The 23635-nt window shown below is 64.1% G+C and carries 27 protein-coding genes; 17 read left to right on the plus strand and 10 right to left on the minus strand.

Annotated elements, in window-relative coordinates; genetic code table 11:
• Positions 1-91: 91 nt before the first annotated feature.
• Together IVA75_RS16210 and IVA75_RS16215 are read right to left on the minus strand one after the other, a co-directional pair.
• A complete protein-coding gene (locus IVA75_RS16210; protein WP_247290575.1) occupies positions 92-2602 on the minus strand; it encodes a TonB-dependent receptor in 2511 nt (836 codons plus the stop codon).
• A gap of 153 nt (positions 2603-2755) precedes the next feature.
• Positions 2756-4114 (minus strand): histidine kinase, encoded by a 1359-nt coding sequence (locus IVA75_RS16215; RefSeq protein ID WP_247290576.1) that lies wholly within the window; start codon positions 4112-4114, stop codon positions 2756-2758.
• 145 nt (positions 4115-4259) lie between these two features.
• Here IVA75_RS16215 and IVA75_RS16220 point away from each other — a divergent pair, with 145 nt between their 5' ends.
• Entirely contained in the window at positions 4260-4880 is a 621-nt protein-coding gene (locus IVA75_RS16220; RefSeq protein WP_007612921.1) for a response regulator transcription factor, read from the plus strand.
• Positions 4881-4950: 70 nt separating this feature from the next.
• Entirely contained in the window at positions 4951-5796 is an 846-nt protein-coding gene (gene fghA / locus IVA75_RS16225; RefSeq protein ID WP_247290577.1) for an S-formylglutathione hydrolase, read from the plus strand.
• Between the two features lie 24 nt (positions 5797-5820).
• Here the strand turns inward: fghA and IVA75_RS16230 are convergent, their stop codons facing one another.
• Positions 5821-6393: a DUF3280 domain-containing protein gene (locus IVA75_RS16230; protein WP_247290578.1), complete on the minus strand. Its 573-nt coding sequence runs from the start codon at positions 6391-6393 to the stop codon at positions 5821-5823.
• Positions 6394-6451: 58 nt separating this feature from the next.
• Here IVA75_RS16230 and IVA75_RS16235 point away from each other — a divergent pair, with 58 nt between their 5' ends.
• The 6 genes from IVA75_RS16235 (at position 6452) to IVA75_RS16260 (ending at position 11306) form a co-directional block, all read left to right on the plus strand.
• Positions 6452-7633 (plus strand): ABC transporter substrate-binding protein, encoded by a 1182-nt coding sequence (locus IVA75_RS16235; protein ID WP_247290579.1) that lies wholly within the window; start codon positions 6452-6454, stop codon positions 7631-7633.
• Positions 7618-8610 carry a YVTN family beta-propeller repeat protein gene (locus tag IVA75_RS16240; protein WP_247290581.1) on the plus strand — a complete coding sequence of 331 codons (993 nt, stop codon included), beginning with the start codon at positions 7618-7620 and terminating at the stop codon, positions 8608-8610. The genes IVA75_RS16235 and IVA75_RS16240 overlap by 16 nt, the downstream gene beginning before the upstream one ends.
• Positions 8607-9413: an ABC transporter ATP-binding protein gene (locus IVA75_RS16245; protein WP_247290583.1), complete on the plus strand. Its 807-nt coding sequence runs from the start codon at positions 8607-8609 to the stop codon at positions 9411-9413. The genes IVA75_RS16240 and IVA75_RS16245 overlap by 4 nt, the downstream gene beginning before the upstream one ends.
• Positions 9410-10258 (plus strand): ABC transporter permease, encoded by an 849-nt coding sequence (locus IVA75_RS16250; protein WP_247290585.1) that lies wholly within the window; start codon positions 9410-9412, stop codon positions 10256-10258. Before IVA75_RS16245 ends, IVA75_RS16250 begins: the two co-directional genes overlap by 4 nt.
• Positions 10255-10869 (plus strand): hypothetical protein, encoded by a 615-nt coding sequence (locus IVA75_RS16255; RefSeq protein ID WP_247290587.1) that lies wholly within the window; start codon positions 10255-10257, stop codon positions 10867-10869. Before IVA75_RS16250 ends, IVA75_RS16255 begins: the two co-directional genes overlap by 4 nt.
• A gap of 137 nt (positions 10870-11006) precedes the next feature.
• Positions 11007-11306, plus strand: coding sequence for a copper-binding protein (locus IVA75_RS16260; RefSeq protein WP_027566555.1), 300 nt, complete (start codon positions 11007-11009; stop codon positions 11304-11306).
• A gap of 127 nt (positions 11307-11433) precedes the next feature.
• On the opposite strand, the gene IVA75_RS16265 is transcribed toward IVA75_RS16260, so the two are convergent.
• Positions 11434-11991, minus strand: coding sequence for a PQQ-dependent catabolism-associated CXXCW motif protein (locus IVA75_RS16265; protein ID WP_247290589.1), 558 nt, complete (start codon positions 11989-11991; stop codon positions 11434-11436).
• Between the two features lie 10 nt (positions 11992-12001).
• Positions 12002-12883 (minus strand): substrate-binding domain-containing protein, encoded by an 882-nt coding sequence (locus IVA75_RS16270; RefSeq protein ID WP_247290591.1) that lies wholly within the window; start codon positions 12881-12883, stop codon positions 12002-12004.
• 129 nt (positions 12884-13012) lie between these two features.
• Here IVA75_RS16270 and IVA75_RS16275 point away from each other — a divergent pair, with 129 nt between their 5' ends.
• Positions 13013-13939, plus strand: a complete 927-nt coding sequence (locus IVA75_RS16275) for a quinoprotein relay system zinc metallohydrolase 2 (protein ID WP_247290594.1) — start codon at positions 13013-13015, stop codon at positions 13937-13939.
• Positions 13940-13989: 50 nt separating this feature from the next.
• Positions 13990-14808, plus strand: a complete 819-nt coding sequence (locus IVA75_RS16280; protein ID WP_247290604.1) for a quinoprotein dehydrogenase-associated SoxYZ-like carrier — start codon at positions 13990-13992, stop codon at positions 14806-14808.
• Between the two features lie 67 nt (positions 14809-14875).
• On the opposite strand, the gene IVA75_RS16285 is transcribed toward IVA75_RS16280, so the two are convergent.
• On the minus strand, positions 14876-15235 hold the full coding sequence (locus tag IVA75_RS16285; protein ID WP_027566550.1) for a hypothetical protein: 360 nt from the start codon (positions 15233-15235) through the stop codon (positions 14876-14878).
• A gap of 87 nt (positions 15236-15322) precedes the next feature.
• Here IVA75_RS16285 and IVA75_RS16290 point away from each other — a divergent pair, with 87 nt between their 5' ends.
• Genes IVA75_RS16290 through IVA75_RS16305 form a run of 4 tightly spaced genes read left to right on the plus strand, consistent with a single transcriptional unit; the run spans position 15323 to position 18142 of the window.
• Complete coding sequence (locus tag IVA75_RS16290; protein ID WP_247290847.1) at positions 15323-16303, plus strand: ABC transporter substrate-binding protein; 981 nt, start codon at positions 15323-15325, stop codon at positions 16301-16303.
• Between the two features lies 1 nt (position 16304).
• Positions 16305-17042 carry an ABC transporter permease subunit gene (locus IVA75_RS16295; protein WP_027566548.1) on the plus strand — a complete coding sequence of 246 codons (738 nt, stop codon included), beginning with the start codon at positions 16305-16307 and terminating at the stop codon, positions 17040-17042.
• A complete protein-coding gene (locus tag IVA75_RS16300; RefSeq protein WP_247290606.1) occupies positions 17032-17742 on the plus strand; it encodes an ABC transporter ATP-binding protein in 711 nt (236 codons plus the stop codon). Before IVA75_RS16295 ends, IVA75_RS16300 begins: the two co-directional genes overlap by 11 nt.
• A gap of 46 nt (positions 17743-17788) precedes the next feature.
• Entirely contained in the window at positions 17789-18142 is a 354-nt protein-coding gene (locus tag IVA75_RS16305) for a hypothetical protein (protein ID WP_007601387.1), read from the plus strand.
• Positions 18143-18311: 169 nt separating this feature from the next.
• Here the strand turns inward: IVA75_RS16305 and IVA75_RS16310 are convergent, their stop codons facing one another.
• The 4 genes from IVA75_RS16310 to IVA75_RS16325 all read right to left on the minus strand — a co-directional run bounded on the left by IVA75_RS16310 (position 18312) and on the right by IVA75_RS16325 (position 20235).
• Positions 18312-18521 (minus strand): hypothetical protein, encoded by a 210-nt coding sequence (locus IVA75_RS16310; protein ID WP_027566545.1) that lies wholly within the window; start codon positions 18519-18521, stop codon positions 18312-18314.
• Positions 18522-18652: 131 nt separating this feature from the next.
• Positions 18653-19558, minus strand: coding sequence for a hypothetical protein (locus IVA75_RS16315; protein WP_027566544.1), 906 nt, complete (start codon positions 19556-19558; stop codon positions 18653-18655).
• A 32-nt stretch (positions 19559-19590) separates the two neighbouring features.
• Complete coding sequence (gene pqqA, locus IVA75_RS16320) at positions 19591-19671, minus strand: pyrroloquinoline quinone precursor peptide PqqA (protein WP_018460299.1); 81 nt, start codon at positions 19669-19671, stop codon at positions 19591-19593.
• Between the two features lie 171 nt (positions 19672-19842).
• On the minus strand, positions 19843-20235 hold the full coding sequence (locus IVA75_RS16325; protein WP_027566543.1) for an EF-hand domain-containing protein: 393 nt from the start codon (positions 20233-20235) through the stop codon (positions 19843-19845).
• A gap of 343 nt (positions 20236-20578) precedes the next feature.
• Here IVA75_RS16325 and IVA75_RS16330 point away from each other — a divergent pair, with 343 nt between their 5' ends.
• From IVA75_RS16330 to IVA75_RS16340, 3 genes are read left to right on the plus strand one after another with little or no spacing between them, the layout of a single operon-like run.
• Complete coding sequence (locus tag IVA75_RS16330; protein ID WP_247290608.1) at positions 20579-22243, plus strand: methanol/ethanol family PQQ-dependent dehydrogenase; 1665 nt, start codon at positions 20579-20581, stop codon at positions 22241-22243.
• Between the two features lie 10 nt (positions 22244-22253).
• The gene (locus IVA75_RS16335) at positions 22254-22610 is read left to right on the plus strand and encodes a cytochrome c (protein ID WP_027566541.1); all 357 of its coding nucleotides are present in this window, start codon (positions 22254-22256) and stop codon (positions 22608-22610) included.
• The gene (locus tag IVA75_RS16340; protein ID WP_247290610.1) at positions 22607-23536 is read left to right on the plus strand and encodes a transporter substrate-binding domain-containing protein; all 930 of its coding nucleotides are present in this window, start codon (positions 22607-22609) and stop codon (positions 23534-23536) included. The genes IVA75_RS16335 and IVA75_RS16340 overlap by 4 nt, the downstream gene beginning before the upstream one ends.
• Positions 23537-23635 lie beyond the last annotated feature (99 nt).

Genomic DNA, 23635 nt, shown 5'->3' on the forward strand with positions numbered 1-23635 from the left:
GCTTGAGGTAGAACACACCCGTGGCGGCACGCCGCGCCGGCGCAAACCGGCCTCCTCGTCATCCCACATGGGCCGGGGCTTGCGAGCCAGATCAGAACGTCACCCGCATCCCCGCATAGAATGCACGCGGCCTTGCCGGGCTGAGCGAGCGCGGGTCGTTGAAGTCGGCGGCGCCGTTGGTGAAGTTTGGCAAGGCTCCTGTGTCGAAGAACTGTCCATAGGTCGCGTAGCGCTTGTCGAAGATGTTGTCGATCTTGCCGTAGAGCTGGAAGTTCTTGGTCACCTGGTAGGACGTGTGCAGGTTGAACACGGAGTAGGACGGCAGCTTCGCATATTGGTTGGACTCGTCGCCCACCAGATATTGGCTGGAGACGAACAGCGCGTTCCCGCCGACCTTCCAGACGTCGGTGACGGCATAGTCGACACCGACCTTGACGCGATGGCGCGGGATCGCGGGGAGCTGGTTGCCGGGCAGCACCTGAATGGTCTCGGTGGCAATATCCCTGAACGGGCTTTCGGAACCTAGCGCGAAAGCATCGAGATAGCGTGCGTCGACGAACGCGTAGCTCGCCTGAAACTGAAGCGTGGGCGACTTGATGTTGACCTCGGCTTCGAGCCCCTGACGCCTGGTACGGCCGACGTTGGAGAAATAACCGAACCCGGTGCGGCCGACTGCGGGAACGGCGACGATGTCGTCGTAATTGGTGGCGCGGAAGCCGCCGATTTTCCAACCGACCGTGCCGATGTTCAGCTCCCTGCTGCCGCGCAGGCCCGCTTCCACGGTCTTGGACACGACCTGCTTCAGCGGTGGATCGGAGACGAGAAACGCGGCAATGAGACAGGGACGGGCGGGATCGGAGCAGCCGAGCTCGAGCGGCGTCGGAACGCGGTTGGCCTCGGAATAGCCGGCATAGGCCGTCAGCTCCGGTGTGATTTTGTATGTGCCGCCGATCACCGGATTGAAGCGGGTGAAGGTGTGATCGCCGTTAAGATCGGTCCCGAGCTGATCCTCCAGCGTGATGCGCGCCACGTTGAAACGGCCGCCGCCGGTGACGGCGAAGGCGTCCGTGATATTGAACGTGTCCATTGCGTAGATGCCGTTATACTGGTTGACGGTCCGCAGCGAGACAGGGCCGGCAACGGTTTCAGGTACGCCGGTCGGCCCCAGGAAGAGACTGCTGCCGCTGACGACGTAGTTTTCTCCGATCGTGCCGATTTCGGCGGTGGCGTTGTAGCGCGTGACGCTGGCATCATAGGTCGTGCCCATCACGAAGCGGTTGTCGTGGCCGAACAGTTGATCGGTGTTGGTGGCCTGCCCCGACACGCCGAAGGTGGTCGAGCGTATCGAGCTGCGGTCGATCTCGCCGAGGATGGTCCCGGACGCGAAAGGATTGGCAAGCGGCAGGCCGTTCACGCCGTTCGCCGGTGTGGCGCCGTCGCCGAAGCAAAGAAGGCCGGTGAGCCCCGGATCGGTGCATTCCTGCGCGTCGGTCGGATTGCCGTCGACGAGCTTCTGCTCGTACCTGCGCACATGGGCGGTGCCTTCGAGCGTCCAGGTCGGCGTCGCATCGACCTTGCCTGTCAGGTTGAGATAGCCGACGCGGTTGGAAGTGGTCTGCGGGATCGTGTAGGTCGCGCCCCAATATTTATCGAGCAGCTCGGCGGGAACGGTGGCGCTGGCACCGAAATCGTTCTTGGCGACGCCCATGTTGGCGTGGAATTCGCTGTCGCCGGCCTTGTAGCCGACATCGCCGTAGAAGCGCCGCACGTCCGATTGGGAGAAATTGCGGAAGCCGCCGTCGTGCAGGCCTTCGAGCGCGGCATAGACGCCGAAGTTCTTGTCGACCGTCTTGCCCCATTGCGCCGAGCCCTGGATGCGGCCGAACGAGCCGCCCATGAGATCAAGCTCCGCGCCCTGATAGGTGAAACCATCCTTCATTTGCAAATTGATCGCGCCGCCCAGCGCGTTGAGGCCGAAGGCGGGGTTGTTGGTCACGAGCGTCACCGACCGGATCGCCGCGGTCGGGATGAGGTCCCAATTGACGGCGTCGGAGAAGGCTTCGTTGATGCGAACGCCGTTCTGATACACAGCGAGGCCTTGCGGCGTGCCCGTCACCGGCGAGGCAACGAAGCCGCGGAATTCGACATCCGGCTGAAATGGATTGCCGGTGACCTCGCTGATGTTGACGCCGGCGATGTTGTCGCGAAGCGCGTCGGTGATGCTCATCGAGCCGGTGCGCTTGATCTGGCTGGCATCGACGGCGTTGATCGCCGACGGGACCTTGTCGACGTCGAGACCTCTGCCGGTACCCGGCGCGGTCGGATAGACGTAGAGGCGCGTCCTGGGGCTGGCGGATGACGGTGCCCCGACGTGTGCGACCGGACGCGACGACGCGGTGCGCCGCGCCGTCGACGGCGGTGGCGCCGTCACCTCGACCGGCGGCAGGTTCTGGACGTTGGTTTCCTCGTCCTGCGCGGCCCCCGCGGGGATCGCGAAGATCAACCCCGACACCAGCCCGGTCGAAACCGAGGCCATCACCAAACGACGCTTGAACCCAAGAGGCTTGAACCCAAAACGCTTGAACCGAACACGATCGCCCATCCCAGCCTTCCCATCCGTGACCACCGGCTGTTTTGATTTTCGCCGGTTGGTCGAGACGAAGTGTAATCGGCAGAGATGCGTGCGCCACCCACAAAAGATCGGGCGTATTCGCACCAACTTTCCCGACAAAATCGGGAATTTTTCCCGACCTGATCAGGCCGCCGCCGTCGGAACCAGTGCTTCGACGGTCAGACCGCCATCACCGGAAACGACGTTGAGCGTGCCGCCCAGCGCCAGGATCCGCTCGCGCATGCCGACGAGCCCGAAGCCGAGCTTCTGGCCTGGCTCCATGCCGCGGCCGTTGTCGCTGACCCGTACCCGCGCACAGCCGCGGCCATCGCTTGCCGCCTGCGCCACCGGCTCGATGACGACATTGACCGAGGTCGCGCCAGCGTGGCGGAACACGTTGGTGAGCGCCTCCTGCACGATGCGGTAGATGGTGAGGTCGGCGGTCTCCCCGGTGACGCCAAGCGCCGGCGAGATCGCGGTCTCGATGGTGACATCGGGATGCGACTCCCGCCACAGCCGCGACAGCGATTCCAGCGCCTGGCGCAGGCCGAGCTCGGCAAGGCCGACGGGCCGGAGGCGTTCCAGCACCCGGCGATTGAACTGCTGAAGCGCGTTGATCTGCTCCAGCATGGCGCTGCCGTGTTTTCGTACGGCCTCCGCACTGGGGGCGCGTCCGTCCGCCTGCTTCGCCAGCGCGCTGGCATGCGCACGCAGCGAGAACAGGTATGGCCCGAACTCGTCATGGAGCTCGCGCGCGATCTCCTTGCGCTCGACGTCCTGGAGCGACACCGTTCGCTCGGCGAGGCGCCGCTTGTCCTCGATCGCCTCGCTGAGCGTTGCCGCAAGATGGTTGAGCTTGGTGCAGATCGCGGCGAGCTCCGGTGCGCCGCCCGGCGCGACGCGCGCCTGATAGCGCCCGTCTTCGAGCTCGGCCATCACATCCGCAAGGGACTGGAGCGGCGCCAGTGCCCGGCCGATCACATTCATCATCACCAGAAACAGCGCCAGCGCGATCACCGAGCCGACCTCGAGCTGGGTCACGATGGCGTCCCAGATCTCGGCGATCTCGTCATCGGGATGGGAGGTGATCAGCAGCGAACCCGGCTTGCCATGGATCGAGACGGGTACGCTCACCGCGGTCTGCTCGGGATGGACCAGGCTGACGAACCAGGCCGGCGGCGCGCGGGTGTCGTCGTCGGCGTCGGTCCGGGGCTGCGTCAGCGGACTGCCCGCTTCGTCCCGAAGCGCAATGCTGACATGGCGCAGGCGGCTGAGGTCGCGTGCGATCTGGTTCAGCCTGGCGTCCGGATCGGGCGCCTCGTTGAGATCCGCCACGATCATTTCGATGAATTCGCGCGCGAGCCGGATCACGCTCTGGTCCTCGGCCTGCACGCGCGGCCCGGCTTCCGCGACCTGGCGGCCGATATTGACGGCGAGCCCCAGCGCCAGCAGCAGCGCCAGCAGCAGGTTGATGCGCCCACGCAAGGATAGATTTTGCCACATTGGTATCGCCCGTGCCCCCGCGAAGGATTGGCCTGCGCCTGTCCGATAACGTTGACAGATGCGAAGCGCCCGATATCTAATCGAAAGCGTACAGCAATCCCGGCCGGGCGCGAAACAGGCCAAGACGCTGTCGCGAGGAACGCCTATGCGCATTTTGATCGTCGACGATCATCCCATCGTCGCCTCCGGCTGCCGTGCCGTGCTGGCCGACGAGGGCGAGATCGAGATTTTGGAGGCCGCCGACGCCGAAGACGGCGAGTGCGTCTTCATCGTCGAGCGCCCTGACCTCTCGATCATCGACATCAACCTGCCGACCGTGTCCGGCTTCGAGCTGGCGCGCCGCATTCTGGAGCGCGCGCCCGAGGCCCGAATCATCATGTTCAGCATGAACGACGACCCTGCGTTTGCCGCGCGTGCGATCGAGTGCGGCGCCAAGGGCTACGTCTCAAAGACCGGCGACCCCGACGATCTCGTCGAGGCGATCCGCACCGTCGGCAGCGGCGGTACCTATTTGCCAAGCGCGATCGCGCGCAGCATCGCCTTTGCAGGACCCGCGCTGGCGCAAAGCCCGCTGTCGAAGCTGAACGCGCGCGAGATGGAGATCTTGCGGCTGCTCAGCGCGGGAAAGAGCCTTTCCGAGATCGCCTGGCTGGTGCAGTCGTCCTACAAGACTGTCGCCAACACCTCGTCCATCATGCGCCAGAAGCTCGGGGTGAAAACCTCTGTCGAGCTGGTGCGGCTCGCGATCGACAGCGGCGTGGCCTGAAGGCCGCCACGAATTCGGTCACACAAGCGTTGGAATCCTGATGTGGCTTGATGCCACGGAGCATAACGGCATGACGATCCAGACTGTCTCGACCAATACATCCTATGGCGGCGTGCAGGGCGTGTATCGCCATGCCAGCCAGGCGACCGGAACCGACATGACGTTCTCGGTCTATGTTCCCCCGCACGCGCAGGGCGCCAAGCTGCCCGTGGTCTGGTATCTCTCCGGCCTCACCTGCACGCACGCCAACGTGACCGAGAAGGGCGAATTCCGCAAAGCCTGCGCCGAGCTCGGCTTGATCTTCGTCGCGCCCGACACCAGCCCGCGCGGCCCCGACGTGCCGGGCGATGCGAACAATGCCTATGATTTCGGCCTCGGCGCCGGCTTCTATGTCGACGCGACGGAAGCGCCGTTTTCACGCAATTATCGGATGTGGAGCTACGTCACCGACGAACTGCCGAAACTCGTGGCGGAGAATTTTCCGGTCGACGCGAAGCGCCAATCGGTGATGGGCCATTCGATGGGCGGCCACGGCGCACTGACGGTCGCGCTGCGCAACCCGCACCGTTTTCGCGCGGCCAGCGCCTTTGCGCCGATCGTGGCGCCGTCGCTCGTGCCCTGGGGCATCAAGGCGCTGACCGGCTATCTCGGGCCGAACAAGGACGTTTGGCGCAGCCACGACACGGTGGCGCTGATCGAGGACGGCGCGAAGTTTTCAGGCTTCCTGGTCGACGTCGGCGAGGCCGATAATTTCCTGAAGGAGCAGCTTCGTCCTGAACTGCTGCAAGCCGCCTGCACCACAGCCAACATTCCGCTGACGCTGCGGCGGCAGGCGGACTACGACCACAGCTATTATTTCATCTCGACCTTCATGGGCGACCATCTGCACTGGCATGCGGAGAGATTGAAAGGGTGATGGCTTCTTCTCTCTTGGAAGAACCTACTCCGGCTTGCCGTAGTTCGGTGCCAGCAACCGGTTGCGGATCAGATAGCTCATCGTGCGCGTCCAGGATTCATCCGTGTTGCCGCGCATGTCGGCGCTGGCGGCCGTGATCATATTGCCGGTCTTCACGTCGCGCAGGTAGATGTTCAGATTGATGATCAGGTTCGAAACCTTCTGCACCATGCCGGTGATTTCCAAATCGGCACCCAACTGCCCGGCAAGCTTGAGGTCGCAATTGCCGCAGGCCTGCAAATTGCTGTGACGCGCCGCATCCCGGATCGGCGCGATATCGAGCAGCTGGAACCTGCCTGACTCGACCAGTGCCTTGCGCAACTGCTCGCTGATAAGGTCGAGCCTCGCCTCCTCCGGCTTGGAGCCGTAGAACTCTCCGGGCAGGCTGGTGTCGATCAGTTCGAAATCGAACACCGCGAGTTTCGGCGGATCGGCGAGCGCGACCGAGCCCGTCAACAGCAAAGCCGCGAAACCTATCAGCGCTCGCATGATCGTGATTCCCGGCCTCACGCGCGCGAGGACGAAATGCGGGGTTGCATGGCCTGACAAATCGGTCATGCTTTAGCAGAGACAATTCTCCATCGGTGGTCAAGCCGGGGAGTTGTACGGAGGAAACATGATCCGATGGTTGGTCGGCCTGATCGGCCTGGGTGTTGCTGCGACGAGTGCGCTCGCGGCCGACCCTGTCATGATCGGCGTCGGCTATCTCGGAGTCGCCGGCACCAGATCGACGCTGTCGCTGGTCGAGCAGCCCGCGGAGAATGACGGCATCGCCGGCGCACGCCTCGCCATCGAGGACAACAACACCACCGGCAAGTTCCTCAACCAGCGTTTTGCGCTGGAGGAGCGGCGTATCAAGGAGGGCGAGGATGCCGTGCAGGCCGCGACCGACCTCGCCTCACGCAACGGCTTCATCATCGCCGACCTGCCGGCCGACGCGCTGCTGAAAGTGGCCGACGCCCTGCGCGAGCGCGGCACGCTGCTGTTCAACGCCGGCGCGATCGACGAGCGGCTGCGCGAGGCCGATTGCCGTGCCAACGTCATCCACACCGCGCCGACGCGCGCAATGCTGGCCGATGCGCTCGGCCAATATCTGGTGTGGAAGCAGTGGAAGCGCTGGCTGCTCGTGGTCGGCTCGCATGACGAGGACAAACTGTTCGCCGAGGCGCTCCGGCGCACCGCGACGCGGTTCGGCGCCAAGATCGTGCAGGAGCGCAGCTTCGAAGACAAAGGCGGCGCGCGCCGCACCGACTCGGGCGTGACGCTGATCCAGCGCCAGATGCCGGTGTTCACGCAACAGGCTCCGGCCTACGACGTGCTGCTCGCGGCCGACGAGAGCGAGGTATTCGGCGCTTACCTGCCCTATCGCACCTGGGATCCGCGGCCTGTCGCGGGCTCTGCCGGCCTCGTGCCGCGGAGCTGGGACGCCGCGCAGGACCAGTGGGGCGCGATCCAGATGCAGAACCGCTTCGTCAAGCTGAACGCGCGGCGGATGACCGCGCTCGACATGCAGGCCTGGACGGCCGTGCGCATGATCGGAGAGGCCACCTCGCGCACCAATTCCGGGGACATCAAGAAGGTCACCGATTTCATCAAGGGTCCGGAGTTCTCGGTCGCCGCCTTCAAGGGAACGAAGCTGACCCTGCGCGACTGGAACCTACAGCTGCGCCAGCCGATCCTGCTGGTCGACGGCCGCATGGTGGTGTCGGTGTCGCCGCAGGAAGGTTTCCTGCACCAGGTCTCCGAGCTCGACACGCTCGGCTATGACCGCCCGGAGAGCAAATGCAAGCTGAAATGAGGAAGAAGATGTTGCGCTTGTGGCGTGTGGGACTGCTGTCCGGGCTGGCGCTGACGGCAGCGCCCGCGCATGCGTTCATCGCCTATGTCTCGAACGAGAAGAGCAACACGGTGTCGGTGATCGATACCGACAGCTGGACGGTGACCAAGACCATCAAGGTCGGCCAGCGCCCGCGCGGCATCGACTTCACGCGCGACGGCAAGTTCGTGATGGTCGCGGTCGGCGACGACGACACCATCCAGATGATCGACGTCAAGACGCAAACCGTGGTGGACAGCCTGCCCTCCGGGCCCGACCCTGAATTGTTCGCCCAAGATGCCGCCGGCAAGGTCCTCTATGTCGCCAACGAGAACGACAACACAGTGACGGTGATCGACCTCGAGAAGCGCGCCCGCCTTGGCGACATTCAGGTCGGCGTCGAGCCCGAGGGCATGACCATCAGCCCGGACGGCAAGACGCTGATCAACACGTCCGAGACCACCAACATGGCGCATTTCATCGACACGTCGTCGCGCCAGATCGTCGCCAACGTGCTGGTCGACGCGCGGCCGCGCTTTGCCGAATTCAAGCACGACGCTTCCGAATTGTGGGTGTCCTCCGAGATCGGCGGCACCGTCTCGATCATCGACCCCGGAAAGCACGAGGTGACCGGCAAGATCAATTTCGAGATTCCGGGGTTGAGGAAGGAGGCCATCCAGCCCGTCGGCATCGGCATGACCCGGGACGACAAGACCGCCTTCATCGCGCTCGGGCCCGCCAACCGCATCGCCGTGGTCGATACCGCCTCGCGCAAGGTGACGAAATATCTGCTGGTAGGACAACGGGTCTGGCACATGGCCTTCACGCCGGACGAAAAATACCTGATCACCACCAATGGCGTCTCGAACGACGTCTCCGTCATCGACGTCGCCGCGCAAAAGGTGATCAAGACCATTCAAGTGGGTGAACTGCCCTGGGGTATCACGATCGCGCCATGACCAACCCTGCTCCCATCGCCGAACAACGCGAAACAACAAGGCCCGATCCGGCGGCGGTGCCCGCGCTCTCGATCGACGGCGTCAGCCACGCCTATGGCCCGCGCCGCGCGCTGATGGACGTGTCCTTCAACGTGCAGCCCGCGAGCTTTACGGCCCTGCTCGGCCTCAACGGTGCGGGCAAGAGCACGCTGTTCTCGCTGATCACACGGCTGTTCGGCATCCAATCCGGCCGCGTCAGCATTTTCGGCCATGACGTCGGCAAAAGCCCCGGCGAAGCGCTGCGGTTGCTCGGCGTTGTGTTCCAGCCGCGCACGCTCGATCTCGATCTGTCGCTGACGCAGAACCTGCTCTATCACGCCGCACTCCACGGCATCAGCCGCTGCGAGGCCCGCGCGCGAGCCGCCGAGCTGCTCGGCCGCATCGGGCTTACAGAGCGCGCCGGCAGCAAGGTGCGCGATCTCTCGGGCGGGCAGATGCGGCGGCTGGAAATCGCCCGTGCGCTGCTGCACCGGCCGCGCCTGCTGTTGCTGGACGAGCCCACCGTCGGCCTCGACGTCAAGGCGCGCGCCGACATCATCAGCCATGTGCGCCAGCTCGTGAGCGAGCAAGGCATCGGCGTGCTCTGGGCCACGCATCTGTTCGACGAGATCATGGCCGGTGACAATCTCGTGGTGCTGCACCAGGGCAAGGTGCTGGCGCAGGGGCCGATGAGCCGCGTCGTCGCGGAAGCCGGCGCGCAGGACGTCAACACCGCCTTCATGCGTCTGACCGGCGCGCAGACGCTGCCGGGAGGCGGCGCATGAGCAGCATCGCCACCCGCGATGCCCCACGCGGCTTCTCGTTCCAGGAATACATGACCTGCCTCACGGGCATCGTCTGGCGCGAAGGCCTGCGCTTCCTGCACCAGCGCGAGCGTTTCGTCTCGGCGCTGGTGCGGCCGCTGGTGTGGTTGTTCATCTTCGCCGCCGGTTTCCGCCAGGTGCTCGGCATCTCCATCATCCCGCCCTACGAAACCTACATCCTCTACGAGGTCTTCATCGCGCCGGGGCTGATGGCCATGATCCAGCTCTTCAACGGCATGCAGTCCTCGCTCTCGATGGTCTATGACCGCGAGATGGGGAACATGCGCACGCTGCTGGTAAGCCCACTGCCGCGCGGCTACCTGTTGTTCTGCAAGCTGCTCGCGGGCACCGCGGTGTCGCTGCTCCAGGTCTATGCGTTCCTGCTGATCGCCTGGTTCTGGGACATCACCCCTCCTCTATCCGGCTATCTCACGGTGCTGCCGGCACTGATCCTGTCCGGACTGATGCTGGGCTCGCTCGGCATGCTGATCTCCTCCGGCATCAAGCAGCTGGAGAACTTTGCCGGCGTGATGAATTTCGTCATTTTCCCGATGTTCTTCGCTTCATCGGCGCTCTACCCGCTCTGGCGCGTGCAGGAGGGCAGCCCCTATCTCTACTACGTTTGCGAGGCCAATCCGTTCACCCATGCGGTCGAGCTCATACGTTTTGCATTCTACGGGCAAATCAACTGGATCTCGCTGGCGGTGGTCGCGACCTGCACAATCGTCTTCATGATCGGCGCGATCTATGCCTATGATCCCTCGCGCGGGCTGGCGCGACGGGGCCCTGCGGGAGGCGAAGGATGACGGTTCGGGTTCTGGCCATGGCCGCTCTGATGCTCGCAGCCGCGAGCACGGCGGCACGCGCGGCCGATCCGCGCTATCCGGATTGGCCCTGCACGCAGGCCAAAGTGCCGGACATTTCGCTCGCGGCCGTCTGGGCCGGTCCTTCGCTCGACGACGTGCAGAACCAGTGGAAGGACGACGCCAAAGTCAGCGCGCTGGTCGCGAAACTGTCGGCACGCAAGACGCCGCTGGACGAAGCCGAGAAGTTGGTGAGGGAGTTTTTGGCGGGCTCCGCGGCCGACAAGACCGCGAATGCGAAACTGCTGTTCGCAGGCTTGTTTGACACGCTCAACGCTCAGCGCTCGCAGGTCATGAGCGGACTGGAACGCGTCAGCCGCAAGCAGCGCGAAGCCGCCGACAAGATCCGTGAGGAGAGTGTGCAGCTCCAGGCGCTCCAGGGCGCCACGCCGCGCGACGAGGCCAAGGTCGATGCGCTCAGCAACGAGCTGATCTGGAAGACCCGCATTTTCGAGGACCGCTATAAGGTGGTACGGTTCGTCTGCGAGGTTCCCACCACAATCGACCAGCGGCTGTTTGCGCTCGGACGCGTGATCCAACAGGAAATGGAATAGCGTCAGCCTCATTGACCGCTTGCGGCAGGTTCCCGCGCCCCCATTGCGATGATTAACCTGTCGCCGCGCTATATGCCGGAACCAAATCGATCTAGGATGTCTTGTCGATGGGTAATCCAAGGCATCGGGAGGCCTCGATGGGAACCACAAAATTCATCCTCGCAGGCGCTGCGGCCATCAGCATGCTCGCAAGCAGCGCATTCGCTGACGATTTGACCGGAATGGTCACCCGGATAGATCGGCTCAACAGCACGATTTCGATCCAGCAGACACAGAGGGGCACAGTCGGCGGCAGCGCAGGCGGCGCCGGCGCGCTCCAGGAGTACAAGGCCAAGGATGCCGCGATGCTCGATGCCGTCCACGCCGGCGACAGGGTGAGCTACTCTGCGACCGACAATAACGGCACGGGCACGCTGACGAAATTGCAGAAGCAGTAGGCTTTCCTCGCCTCTTCCCACGTGCGACAGGGCGTCATGGCCGGGCTTGTCCCGGCCATCCACGCATAGCCACGCGGCACCAAGAACGTGGATGCTCGGGACAAGCCCGGGCATGACGATCGCTTGCCTATTGCTCCGGCCGCGGCTCCGGCTGCGCCTCCTCGGTCGGAAGTTTGGCGCGCTCCCAGCCGTCGGTACCATCGGGATACCAGGCGAGGTTGGAGTAGCCGTACGCGAGCGCTCGCTTGCCGGCGTTCCAGGACATCCAGCAATCGGCCAGGCAATAGACCACGAGCAGCGCGGTCTTGTCGCCGTGTGATGCACGCGCGAGGCCGCGCTGAAAGTAGTCGTCCATGGCGGGCGGCAGCGTGCCGTAGCCGGTATCCGGCAGCCAGATGCTGCCCGGAATGTTTTTGCGCGGCGCCTCGCGCCAGACGGTACCCGCTGGAAGGTTCTTCGGCTTCGGCGCGCGCGGCAGCACGTCGATGAAGGCGCCGCTCTTCGCGTGCCAGATCACCTCGGCTTCTGACGTCGACAGCACGCGCGCGCCGCCCAGCGTCGCCGGCACAGGCGCGCGGTAATTGTCGGTGCGATAACCCTCGGGCTCGAACGGCTCCTGCTGCTGCGCAACGACCGGCGCCATCAGCGCGGTGGCGACCAGCGCAACGGCAAGGTGCCGCCTCATGGCGTCTGCCTCATGGCGTCTTTTTGGCCGTCTCCGCGCCGAGCGGCCGATCGTTCTCGTCCAGCAGCGGAACGCCGAAGTCGAGCAGGATCTTGTTAATCTCGCCCTGGTTCTCCTGGATCAGCTTGTTGAGCTGCCGCTTCCAGTTCTGGTCGGCGCCACGCACGCCCATGCCGATGCGATAGACCAGTTTTGGCCCGGTGGTTTCCTTGACCAGCGGGGTGACATGAAGCGAGCCCGCCTTCTTCGCGTAGAACCCCGCCATCGGTCCCCACAGCACGCCGGCGTCAATCTTGCCCGCCGTGAGATCATTGATCATTGCCTGCGCCGAATTGTCGTAGCGCGTGTCGATCATCAGCGGATAGGGCTTTGCATCACCCATCAGTCCCGCGATGGCCATGTTGGTCGCAGGCGGCGTGCCGGCGACGATGCCGACATGCTTGCCCTTCAGCCTGGCATCCTCGAGCGTGTCGACCTCCTCCAGCCCGCTGCCTGCTTTCGCGACTAGGGCATAGCTCGTGCGGTAATAGGGATTGGTGCCTTGCACGAGGTCATCGCCTTGGGGGAAGCCCATGATGACGTCGCAGCGATGCGAGCCGAGCGTCATGCGCACGAAGCCGGTGGCTTGCGGAAAAAAGACATAGTCGAGCTTCTTCTGGAGCTTGTCCGCAAACAGCTCGGCAAGCTTGTTCTCGAACCCCTCGCCCTTCTCATTTGAGAACGGCAGATTGCGTGGGTCGGAACAGACGCGCAACACCTTGGGATCGACCAGCTCGAACGAGAGGTCACCCGTCTCGTTGGTCTGCGCGATGGCGACGTCGCCGAACGCGCAAGACGCAACCAGGATACTCAGTGAAAACAACCAGCGACGATGTCGTCCGGCCTCCGTCATCGCGCTTCCTCCTGGGCTTGTTTGAATGCTAGCCATGCAACGCATGACGCGCCATGTTTTGCCAGATTGTGTGCTGGCTTTTCTTTATTGCAGTGCAATGCGCGCAACCCTTTGAACTGAGGCGGAAAAGTGTCTCGCATCGCTCTCGTGATCGCAGCCTTGTCCCTGCTGGTGACAGCGACGCTAGCATGCGCCGCAGCGGCCGAATTGCCTGTGAGCGAAGTCGCACCGGGAATATTCGTACACTCCGGGACCATCGCCCTGATGACCCGCGAGAACGAGGGTGACATCGCCAATGTCGGCTTCATCGTGGGCGAGGATGCGGTGGCTGTGATTGATACCGGCGGTAGCGTTCGCGAGGGCGAGGCGCTGCTGGCGGCGGTGCGGGCCCGAACCAGCAAGCCGATCCGCTACGTCATCAATACCCACGGCCATCCCGACCATGTTTTCGGGAATGCGGCCTTCGCAGTCGGGGACACCATTTTCGTCGGTCACAGCAGGCTGCCGCGGGCGCTGGCTGCGCGCGGCCCGTACTATCTCGATAATTTTAGACGGATCATGGGCGACGAATTGATCTCTCCTGTGAAAATCGTGCCGCCCACAATGCTCGTCACGGACACAATGACGCTCGATCTCGGCGCACGCCGCCTGACCTTGCGGGCCTGGCCGGCCGGGCACAGCGACAATGATTTGACCGTGTTCGATGAGATGACGAAGACGCTGTTCACTGGCGACCTCGTCTTCCTCCGCCATATTCCGGTGATGGACGGCAGCATTCGCGGCTGGCTCGGCACCCTCGGGGAACTCGAGAGCATTCCGGCGCAGCGCGTCGTTCCCGGTCACGGGCCCGTGAGCGAATGGCCTGCGGCGCTGTCCGATGAGCGGCGCTATCTGATGGCACTGCTGGCGGACGTCCGGGCATCGAACAAGAAGGGCGAGCCGATCCGGACCGCCGCAGACAAGGCCGCCGCCTCGGAACGGCCGCACTGGGAGCTGTTCGATGACTACAATGCCCGCAACGCAACCGCAGCATTTTCGGAAATTGAATGGGAGTAGCGGACGCGCTACGATGTCCGTAACGTTGCTTCGTCCGCGAGACCATGACCATGACGGGATGCACGCGCCGCCTGCCTCTGATCGCCCTGCTCCTCGGCATTGCATTCGCCGTGCCGGCGCAGGCGGAAGACGCTTACGATCCCTGGCCGGGCCTGGTGCAGGACATCTTCAGCAACCGTCCGATGAATGACGGCGGCAATGTCATTGGCATCGAGATGCCGTATCGTGCCGAGGACGCGGCCATCGTGCCGGTCACTCTGCGCAGCAAGCTCTCGCCTGGCGATGCCCGCCGCATCCGTTCGATCACGCTGGTGATCGATCGTAATCCCGCGCCGATGGCGGCGAAGTTCGAACTCGGATCGGATGCCAACGTCACCGAAATCTCGACGCGCGTGCGCGTCAACAATTACACCGACGTCCATGCGGTGGCCGAGCTCAGCGACGGCCAGCTCTATGTCTCGAAGGTCTATGTAAAGGCTTCCGGCGGTTGCTCGGCCCCGGCAGGAAAGAATGCGGAGGAAGCCCAGAACCGGCTCGGGCAGATGCGTTACCGGCAATTCGCGCGCGAGGAGGCACCGGCGAGCCGCATGCGGGAGGCTCAGATCATGATCGGCCATCCCAATAATTCCGGGCTGCAGATGGACCAGGTCACGCAGCTCTATATTCCCGCCTTCTTCGTCAACCAGCTCAAGCTGACGCAGGACGACAGCCCCGTACTCTCGATGGAAGGCGGCATCTCGATCTCGGAAGATCCTAATCTGCGCTTCACCTATGTGTCCAACGGCGCCAGGCGTTTTCGCGCGGAAGCCAAGGACACGGACGGACACGTGTTCCGCAACGAGTGGGATGTGGAGAAGCCGGGGACGTAGGTCTCCTAGTCGTCATGGCCGGACTTGTCCCGGCCGCATGACGACCACTACAGGCGCCGCGAAGCGGTCAGAAACACCTCACCTCGGCTTCCGCCTGTGCTCGCCTCAAATCATTCACGGCCGAGTTCGCCTGCTCCGAGGTGCGGAACTGGACGCCGAGATTGCCGCGGACCTGGGACATGCTGAGCGCGGTTTCTGCGGTGACGTAGCGCTCATAGGATACGATCGAGGCCACCACGTCGATCGAACAGGAACATTGCTCGATCGCCTGCCGGCTCTCGCCATTGGCCTTCATGCAGCCATAGACATACTCGGCACGCGCCGACGTCGGATAATCATTGGCCTCTTCAGCCTGCGCGGCGAGCGCGGTCGCAGCCCACACAGCCAATGCGGCGACAATCGGTCGTAGCTGTCCGGCCAGATTCATGCGCGTCCTCCCGCTGGTTGCGACGGAAGTTATGCTATGCCTATTGTCCTGAAAAGCACTCTGTCTGAGGAAACGGCTCACAAGGTGATGAGAGCAATTGGTCGATCATTGGCACTTGCGGTGACGCTGGCGCTGACACTAGCCGGGCCCGGCCGCGCCGCGGATACAATCCGCCTTGCGGTGCAGAAGACCGGAACATTCTCTTGGGAGCTGGCCGCGATCCGCGCCGGCGGCCTCGACAAGGAGGCCGACCTGTCGCTCGACGTCACCGAGCTTGCGAGCCCCGAGGCCGGTAAGATCGCGTTGCGTGCGGGTAACGCCGACATCATCCTGTCCGACTGGCTGTGGGTGTCTCGCGAGCGCACGCTGGGCGCCAAGCTCACCTTCTATCCCTATTCCAGCGCGCTCGGCGCGGTGATGGTGCCGGCTTCCTCGCCGATCAGGTCGCTCGCCGATTTGAAGGGCCGCAAGCTCGCGGTCGGCGGTGGTCCCATCGACAAGAGCTGGCTGCTGCTCCAGGCGCGCTTGAAGCAGGACGGCATCGACCTGAAATCGGAGGCAACTATCGTCTATGGGGCTCCGCCCCTGATCGCCGCCAAGGCGCTCGACGGCGAGATGGATGCAAGCCTCAACTTCTGGAATTTCTGCGCACAGCTGGAGGCGAAGGGCTTTAGACGCCTCGCCGGCATCGAGGACATTTTGCCGAAGCTCGGCGCCAAGGGCGCCGTCTCCGCAGTCGGCTATGTCTTCGACGAGAGCTGGGCGGCGAGCCATCGGGACGCTGTGGCGCGCTTCATCGCGATGACTCGCAGGGCCAAGCAGCTGCTGGTGACCTCGGATGCTGCCTGGGACAAGATCGCACCGCTCACCGGCACGAACGATGCCACCCTGCTCAAGACCTATCGCGAGCGCTATCGCGACGGCATTCCGCGCCGGAGCATCGATGACGAAGAAAAGGACGCGCGCGTGCTCTACCGCGTGCTGGCCGAGACCGGCGGACGCGACCTCGTTGGCTCGGCCGCTGAACTCGAGCCAGGCACGTTCTATCACGCAGTTCCCGGAGACTGAGGTGCTGCGTCTTCTGTCGTTTGCCCTGTTGCTCGCGATCTGGTGGACAGCCGCGCTGTTCGTCGGCGCCGCAAAGCTGCCCTCCCCGCCCGCCGTGCTCGACGTCGTCATCGCGGAAGCATCGAGCGGCGCGCTGTTCCTGCATCTCGGCGCCACGCTTGCCCGCGTAAGCCTCGCCTTCGTGCTGGCGATGTCGCTCGGCAGCGCCATCGGCTATCTGATGGGACGAGTGAAGCTCGCCGACCGGCTCGGCGATCCCTGGCTGATCCTGCTCCTGAACTTGCCCGCCCTGGTCGTGATCGTGCTCGCCTATATCTGGGCCGGGCTCACCGAGGCCGCAGCGATCGCGGCGATCGCCATCAACAAGCTGCCGACCGCCATCGTTACCCTACGCGAGGGCGCGCGCGCGCTCGACCGCTCGCTCGACGAGATGGCGAGCGTGTTCGCGATGCGGCGCTTGCGCGCCTTCCGCCACGTCGTGCTGCCGCAACTGGCGCCCTATATCGCAGCCTCAGCCCGCTCCGGATTGTCGCTGGTGTGGAAGATCGTACTGGTCGCCGAACTCCTGGGCCGGCCGAACGGCGTCGGCTTCGAGATCGGCGTCGCTTTCCAGCTGTTCGACACGCCGCGGCTGCTGGCCTATTCACTGACCTTCGCCGCCGTCGTGCTCGTGATCGAGACCGCGCTGGTGCAACCGTTCGAAGCTCGTGCGACCCGGTGGCGACCCCGTGCGGCTTGAGGTCGATATCACAGGCAAGACGTTCAGAAGTGCGGCCGGCGGAACGCAGGAGGTGCTCGCGCCGGTCCACTTCGCGCTTCAATCCGGCGAGGTCGGTGTGCTGATCGGCCCGTCCGGCTGCGGCAAGAGCACGATGCTGCGCATCATCCTCGGGCTCGACCGCGATTTCGAGGGACGCGTCTCGCGCCCGCCGGAAGCGCGGATCGGCATGGTTTTCCAGGAGCCGCGGCTGCTGCCATGGCGCTCGGTCGAGCAGAATGTGCGGCTTGCGGCACCCGATGTCACTGATGCCAAGCTCGCCGAGCTGTTCAGGATCCTGGAGCTGGAGGCGCATCGCAGCCATTTTCCCGGCGAATTGTCACTCGGCCTCGCCCGGCGCGTCGCGCTCGCCCGGGCCTTTGCGGTGGAGCCCGACCTGCTCGTGCTCGACGAACCCCTCGCCTCGCTCGACGATGCACTCGCCGGCCGTTTGCGCGACGAGATCGCGACGCTGATGGCGCGCCGTCCGGTGATGACGTTGCTCGTCACCCACAGCCTGGATGACGCGATCCGGCTCGGCGACCGCCTGCTCTTGCTGTCGCCGCGACCGGCGCGCATCGTGCGCGAGGTGCCGATTGCCATCCCGCGCGCGGAGCGCAGCGAGGCCGAGCTCGGCAGGATCAGAGCCGAGCTCGCGGCGCTGCAGCTTGAATCAAAATGAGAACTCATGGTCAACTGGACCAACGAAATCTTCGCGGGAGGTCACCATGCGACGTACGCTGATTGCGATCGGCATCCTGTTGGTTGCGATGCCGGGCGCGGCGCTCGCGCAGGCCAAGGGCAAAGGTATCCGGCTCTGGAATCTGACGACGGAGACGATCTCCGGCTTCCAGCTCTCGCCGGCCGGGAAGACCGAGTGGGGGCCGAACCAGTGCCTGAACGACAAGGACAAGGAGGTCGACCACGACGAGCGGCTGCGCATCACCGGCGTCGAGCCCGGCCGCTACGACGCCAGGGTCAGCTATCCCAATGCACGGCAGTGCATCGTGCGCGACATCGAGATCAAGGCGGATGCGGTGTTCTCGATCGCCGACAAGGATCTGAAGGATTGCAGCAAGTAACGCGGGCTGCGTTACGAGTGTTTTCCTCTCATGGTGAGGAGCGCGGAACGCGCGTCTCGAACCATGCAGGCCCGTCTGTCGCCTGCGGCCATCCTTCGAGACGCTTGCTTCGCAAGCTCCTCAGGATGAGGACCTAAGCCAGTCGCGACCGGCAACGCAGCTCAGGGCTTCACGCCTTGTCGTTCGGGTGCGGATATTCGCAGCGCCACCGCACCGCCTGCCACTTCGGATGGTCGCCGACCCATTGCGCGATATAGGGCGGCGCAGCCATCGCGCATTGCGTCGGCGACCCCGCATAGTTGAACACCAGATGCTGCTCCTCGCAGGTCGCAGGCGAGAGCACCGCACACACAGTCACCACCAGGTCGATCGGGTTCATGCCGGGATCCTCGCAGAGGCGATGAAGTTAGCACAAAAGATTACGTTCCGAGGAGCGGGAAGTTTCAATCCGGCCGCGCGAAATCGAGCGGGAATCGCCCGTCGCCTGTCCCCGCAACCGGTGCGCGAGCGCTAGAAATTGACCCCAAACACCAGCCTCGCCTGATGGCGCTCAAAATTGACGAGGTCAAGATTGCCGCCCGATCCGGCCGGACGGCCCCAGGCCTGCATGCTCCAGCTCATGGTTAGGCGCGAGCGCTCCGAAAGCTGGAAATAGGCGGTCGGACCGACGAAGAGGGCCTGGCCTGCGAACTCGCCGAGGCCGATGCCTTCGTACTGCCGGAAGTAGCGCACCTCACCGCCGAGCAGCACATCGGGCCGCACGCGCACGAGGCCGGCGAACGCCGCGCCGATGGTCGAGCTCTTTTCGGACAGCCCCGTCATCTCGAAGCGCGCCCATTCCGGCTGATAGATCAGGTTGAGCGCCCCGATAGCAAAGTTCGGGATCAGCTCGCGATCGAAAGCGAGCGTGAAATCGGTACCGTACATCCGCCCTTTTGCGCCGGAGGTCTCGTCGATGCGGTCGCCATGGAGTTCGGCGGCAACAGTTAACCCGAATGGCGCGCGCTCGCGATCGAGCAGGCGATAGCGCAGGTCGAGCGAAGCGCCCTGGAAATTGAACTGGCGACGGTCGCCGATATCGGGGACGCCGGTGATGTCGTGCAGGGTGGCAGTGCCGCCGACCTCGACGCGGAAGTTCGGCAGCGGCACGACCTCGATTTCGACCTCCTGCGACAGCGCGCGATAGGTCCCGCCGCCTTTGCCGAATCGACCTGTCGTCTGGGTCTGGAATTCGCGCTCGCCGGGATTGCCGACATCGGTGCCGATCATGAAGCCGAAGATGTGCTCGGTATCGAAGCCCTCTTCGGCGCTGACGCATGCCGGCGCGAGCGCGACGGTGCAGGCGACTATGGTCCAGAATGTATGGGCTCTCGCTCGCATCCCCGACACTACCACGGCTTCGACGGTGTTTGCCATCGAAGCCGCGGCAGGTCGTCAGTCTTGCAGTCTTACTTGCGCAAAGCGCAGGCGTACATGTTGATTTCCATGCCGACCGGCACTTCCACGATCTTCGGAGCTTTCCAGGCCATTCGGGGACTCCCAAGGGATTGAGCGCGACATCGCGCCGGCCAAAACCTAGGGCTGCGTCAGGCACAGCGCAAGTCTGGAATCGCGCCGTTGACACAGCGAACTGTCGCATCGCGCTTGCAAATTTCTCTCTCGGGCAACTCGCCTTCGCTCTCAGTCAAGCGGCGCAGTTCTCACCGCAACAAGCGCAGCAGCGCGCGGCCGGCGCGCGAGTTCATCTCCTTCGCATCCAGCGTTCCGTCCTTGTCGGGATTCGCTGCGTTGAAGCGCTGCTCCACCACCGAGAGATATTCGTCGAGCGTGAGAGTCCCGTCGCGATCGGGATCGGCGGCGGCGAGTTCTTTCGCCGTTAACCGTCCGCGCAACTCGCGGGCGTCGAGCGTGCCGTCGTGATCGGGATCGAGCTTGGCGAACAACGCGGCCGCCGCCTTCTTCACCTCGGCGAGATCGAGCGTGCCGTCATTGTCGGTATCGAACGTCTTGACCGCATTGCCGGAGGCCGACCATGCCGGACCGGACAGCAGTGCAATCGTGAGCGCAAGTGCAACAGAGCGACGCGATATCATGAAAACCTCCCAGACCAAGAGCTCCGATTCGAGCCAGATCGACGACATAAGTCCCCAAGCGAGCCTCGGTTCAAGCCCCGAATTGCAGCCTGCGCCCGTACAACTTGCGGAACCCGTCGGCCCGACCATTGCCGTGGCGCACGCGCTCCTGCTCCGTGTCGCGGAATTTCTTCAGCGCCTGCGCACAAGTGAGAGTTGCTTGTCAGCTCTCCGTCAGATGACCGGCATCCCGCGCCGCCCACCATATCGGCATCGCAATTACGACTTTCGTATTGACGCGTTTTGCATTCGGGCGGAGTGTTGCTGTCGCAGCGTCAATAGGCGCGCATATTGGGAGGAACGGATGAAACGCTTTGCGATGGCCGCGAGCCTCGTCATGCTTGCATCGACTTGGGCAAATGCACAAACCAGCGAGCAGCTGGTCAAGGGCGCGACCGATACATCGAACGTTCTCAATTACGGGATGGGCTACAATCTCCAGCGTTTCTCGACGCTGAACCAGATCAACAAGGACAGCGTCAAGAACCTTGTCCCGGTCTGGAACTACTCTTTCAACGACGATCGCAGCGAGGAATCGCAGCCGCTGGTGTACCAGGGCGTGATCTACGTGACGTCGCACAACGCGACCATGGCGGTCGACGCCAAGACCGGCAAGCAGATCTGGAAATCCAAGGTCGAGTATCCTGCCGAAACGCCGCGCATCGTCTGCTGCGGCATCATCAATCGCGGCGCAGCACTCTATGACGGCAAGGTGTTCCGCACCACGCTCGACGCCAACGTGATCGCGCTCGACGCCAAGGACGGCAAGGAGCTGTGGCGGCAGAAGGCGGCCGATATCAAGGAGGGATATTCGATGACGGTGGCGCCGCTGGTCGCCGACGGCATCGTGATCACTGGCATCTCCGGCGCCGAGTTCGGCACCCGCGGCTTCATCGACGGCTGGGATCCCGCAACGGGCAAGCATTTGTGGCGCACCCATTCGATCCCCTCCCCCGACGAGCCCGGCGGCGACACCTGGAAGGGCGATACCTGGAAGCTCGGCGGTGGCTCGACCTGGATTACGGGCTCCTATGACCCCGAGCTGAACACGGTCTATTGGGGTATCGGCAATCCCGGACCGTTCAACTCGGCGGTTCGCCCGGGCGACAACCTCTACACCTGCTCCGTGCTGGCGATGGATCCCAAGACCGGCAAGATCAAATGGCACTACCAGTTCTCGCCCAACAATCCATTCGACTATGACAGCGTGGCCGAGATGGTCCTCGCCGACATGAACGTCGAGGGCAAGCCGACCAAAGTGTTGATGGACGCCAACCGCAACGGCTTCTTCTACGTGCTCGACCGCACCAACGGAAAGCTGCTCGCGGCCAATCCCTACGTGAAGGTCAACTGGGCGACAGAAATCGACATGAAGACCGGACGTCCCATCGAGACCGACGTCTCGAAGGACGCGCGTGAGGGCAAGAAGGTGACAGTCTATCCGTCGATCCTCGGCGGCAAGAACTGGGAGCCGATGTCGTTCAATCCGCAGACCGGCCTCGCTTACGCCAACACGCTAGCCTTCGGCGGCAGGTACAAGACCGAACCCGCCACCTTCAAGCAGGGTGAATGGTATCTCGGCATGGACCTTACCGATCTCTGGGAATGGGGTGATGGTCCGCGCGGTCATCTGAAGGCGATCGATCCCATGACCGGCAAGGCGAAGTGGGAAGCACCAAGCGACATCCCGCGCTTCTCCGGCGTGTTGTCGACTGCGGGCGGCGTCGTGTTCTCGGGCGCGCTGACCGGCGAGTTCGAGGCCTTCGATGCCGACACCGGCAAGAAGCTCTGGCAGTTCCAGACCGGCTCGGGCATCGAAGGACAACCGGTGACCTGGCAGCAGGACGGCGTGCAGTATGTCGCCGTGACGAGCGGCTACGGCGGCGTCTACTCGCTGTTCTCCGGCGACGAACGGCTGGCCAAAGTCCCGCCCGGCGGCTCGCTTTGGGTTTTTGCGGTCAAGCAATAACCACGGCACGATGCTGAGAAAGCTATCTCACAAGACGGTGGCGATCCTCGCCACCGTCGCGGTGCTGACGGTCGCGCTTGCGGCGACCGTTCGTGCCGCGGATGATTCAACCGGCAATCCCGTGCAGGCACAGATCGACCACGGCAAGTCGACTTATGCCGAGAAATGCTCGCACTGCCACGGTCCCAACATGATGAACCCCGGCACCATCACGCCGGACCTGCGCGCCTTCCCCGACGACAAGACGCGCTTCGTCACCACCGTGAAGAACGGCAAGAACAACAAGATGCCGCCCTGGGCCGATATTCTCAGCGACGAGGAGATCGGGAATCTCTGGGCCTTCATCTCGAGCCGGAGAAAACCATGAGGCGCTGGCTGGCCGCTTGGAGCATTGCCGCGATCCTCGCGGCGGCGGCCGCGGCTGCACGCGCGGCCGACGATCCGCTCAAGATTTGTCTCGACGAAGACAGGCCGCCGCTCTCGATGCATCACAAGGGCAAGCCGGGCTCGGGTTTCGACGTGCTGCTGGCGCAAGCGATCGCCGATCGGCTCGGACGGCCGCTGACGATCCAGTGGTTCGAGAGCAAGCTGGACGAGGATTCGAGCCCGCAGCTCGAGGCCAATGCGCTGCTGTCCGACGGCCGCTGCTCGCTCGTTGGCGGCTACGCGCTGACGACGGACTCCCTCGTCAAGCCCGGCATGAAAACGGCGCGCCTGCCGGGTTTTTCCGGCGCCACGCGCGACGACCGGCGCCGCCGCGTCGCGCTCGGCGTGCTCGCGCCGAGCCAGCCCTATGTCTACTCGCCGATGACGGTCGTGCTCGGACCGAAGGCGCGGGGTCGCAAGATCGGCGATATCGGCGATCTCGCCGGCCTGCGCCTCGTCATCGAGAGCGGCTCGCTCGGCGATGCGATCCTCATGACCTTCGACAAGGGGCGCCTCATCGACGACATCACCCATCTCGTCCCCGGCCGCGATGATCTCCTCGGTGCACTTGCCCGCGGCGACTATGACGCGACGCTGATCGACCTCGGCCGCCTCGACGCCCATCGCGCCGCGCACCCCGATACAGCGATCACCGCGTCCGGCTACTACTATCCGATCGGGGCCAATCGCGGCTATGTCGGGCTCGCCAGCGATCCCGCGCTGACCGACGCCGTCAACAAGGCGCTGACCGGGCTTGCTGCCGAGGGCAAGATCGCCGAATTCGGCAGGCAGGCGGGGCTGACCTATCTGCCGCCGCGTGAGCCCGCGATCCTCGGCGACGTCTGGATGAAGATCATTCAGCGTTGACCGGAGCGTCCGGCTCCCGGAATGACGGATAAAGTGGTCGATGGGCCGCTACAACCATGGCTAGCTCGGCGACATTCTGCACCCTATGATGCCGCCGTT

Source organism: Bradyrhizobium sp. 134 (assembly GCF_023074155.1).
In the GTDB taxonomy this organism is placed as follows: domain Bacteria; phylum Pseudomonadota; class Alphaproteobacteria; order Rhizobiales; family Xanthobacteraceae; genus Bradyrhizobium.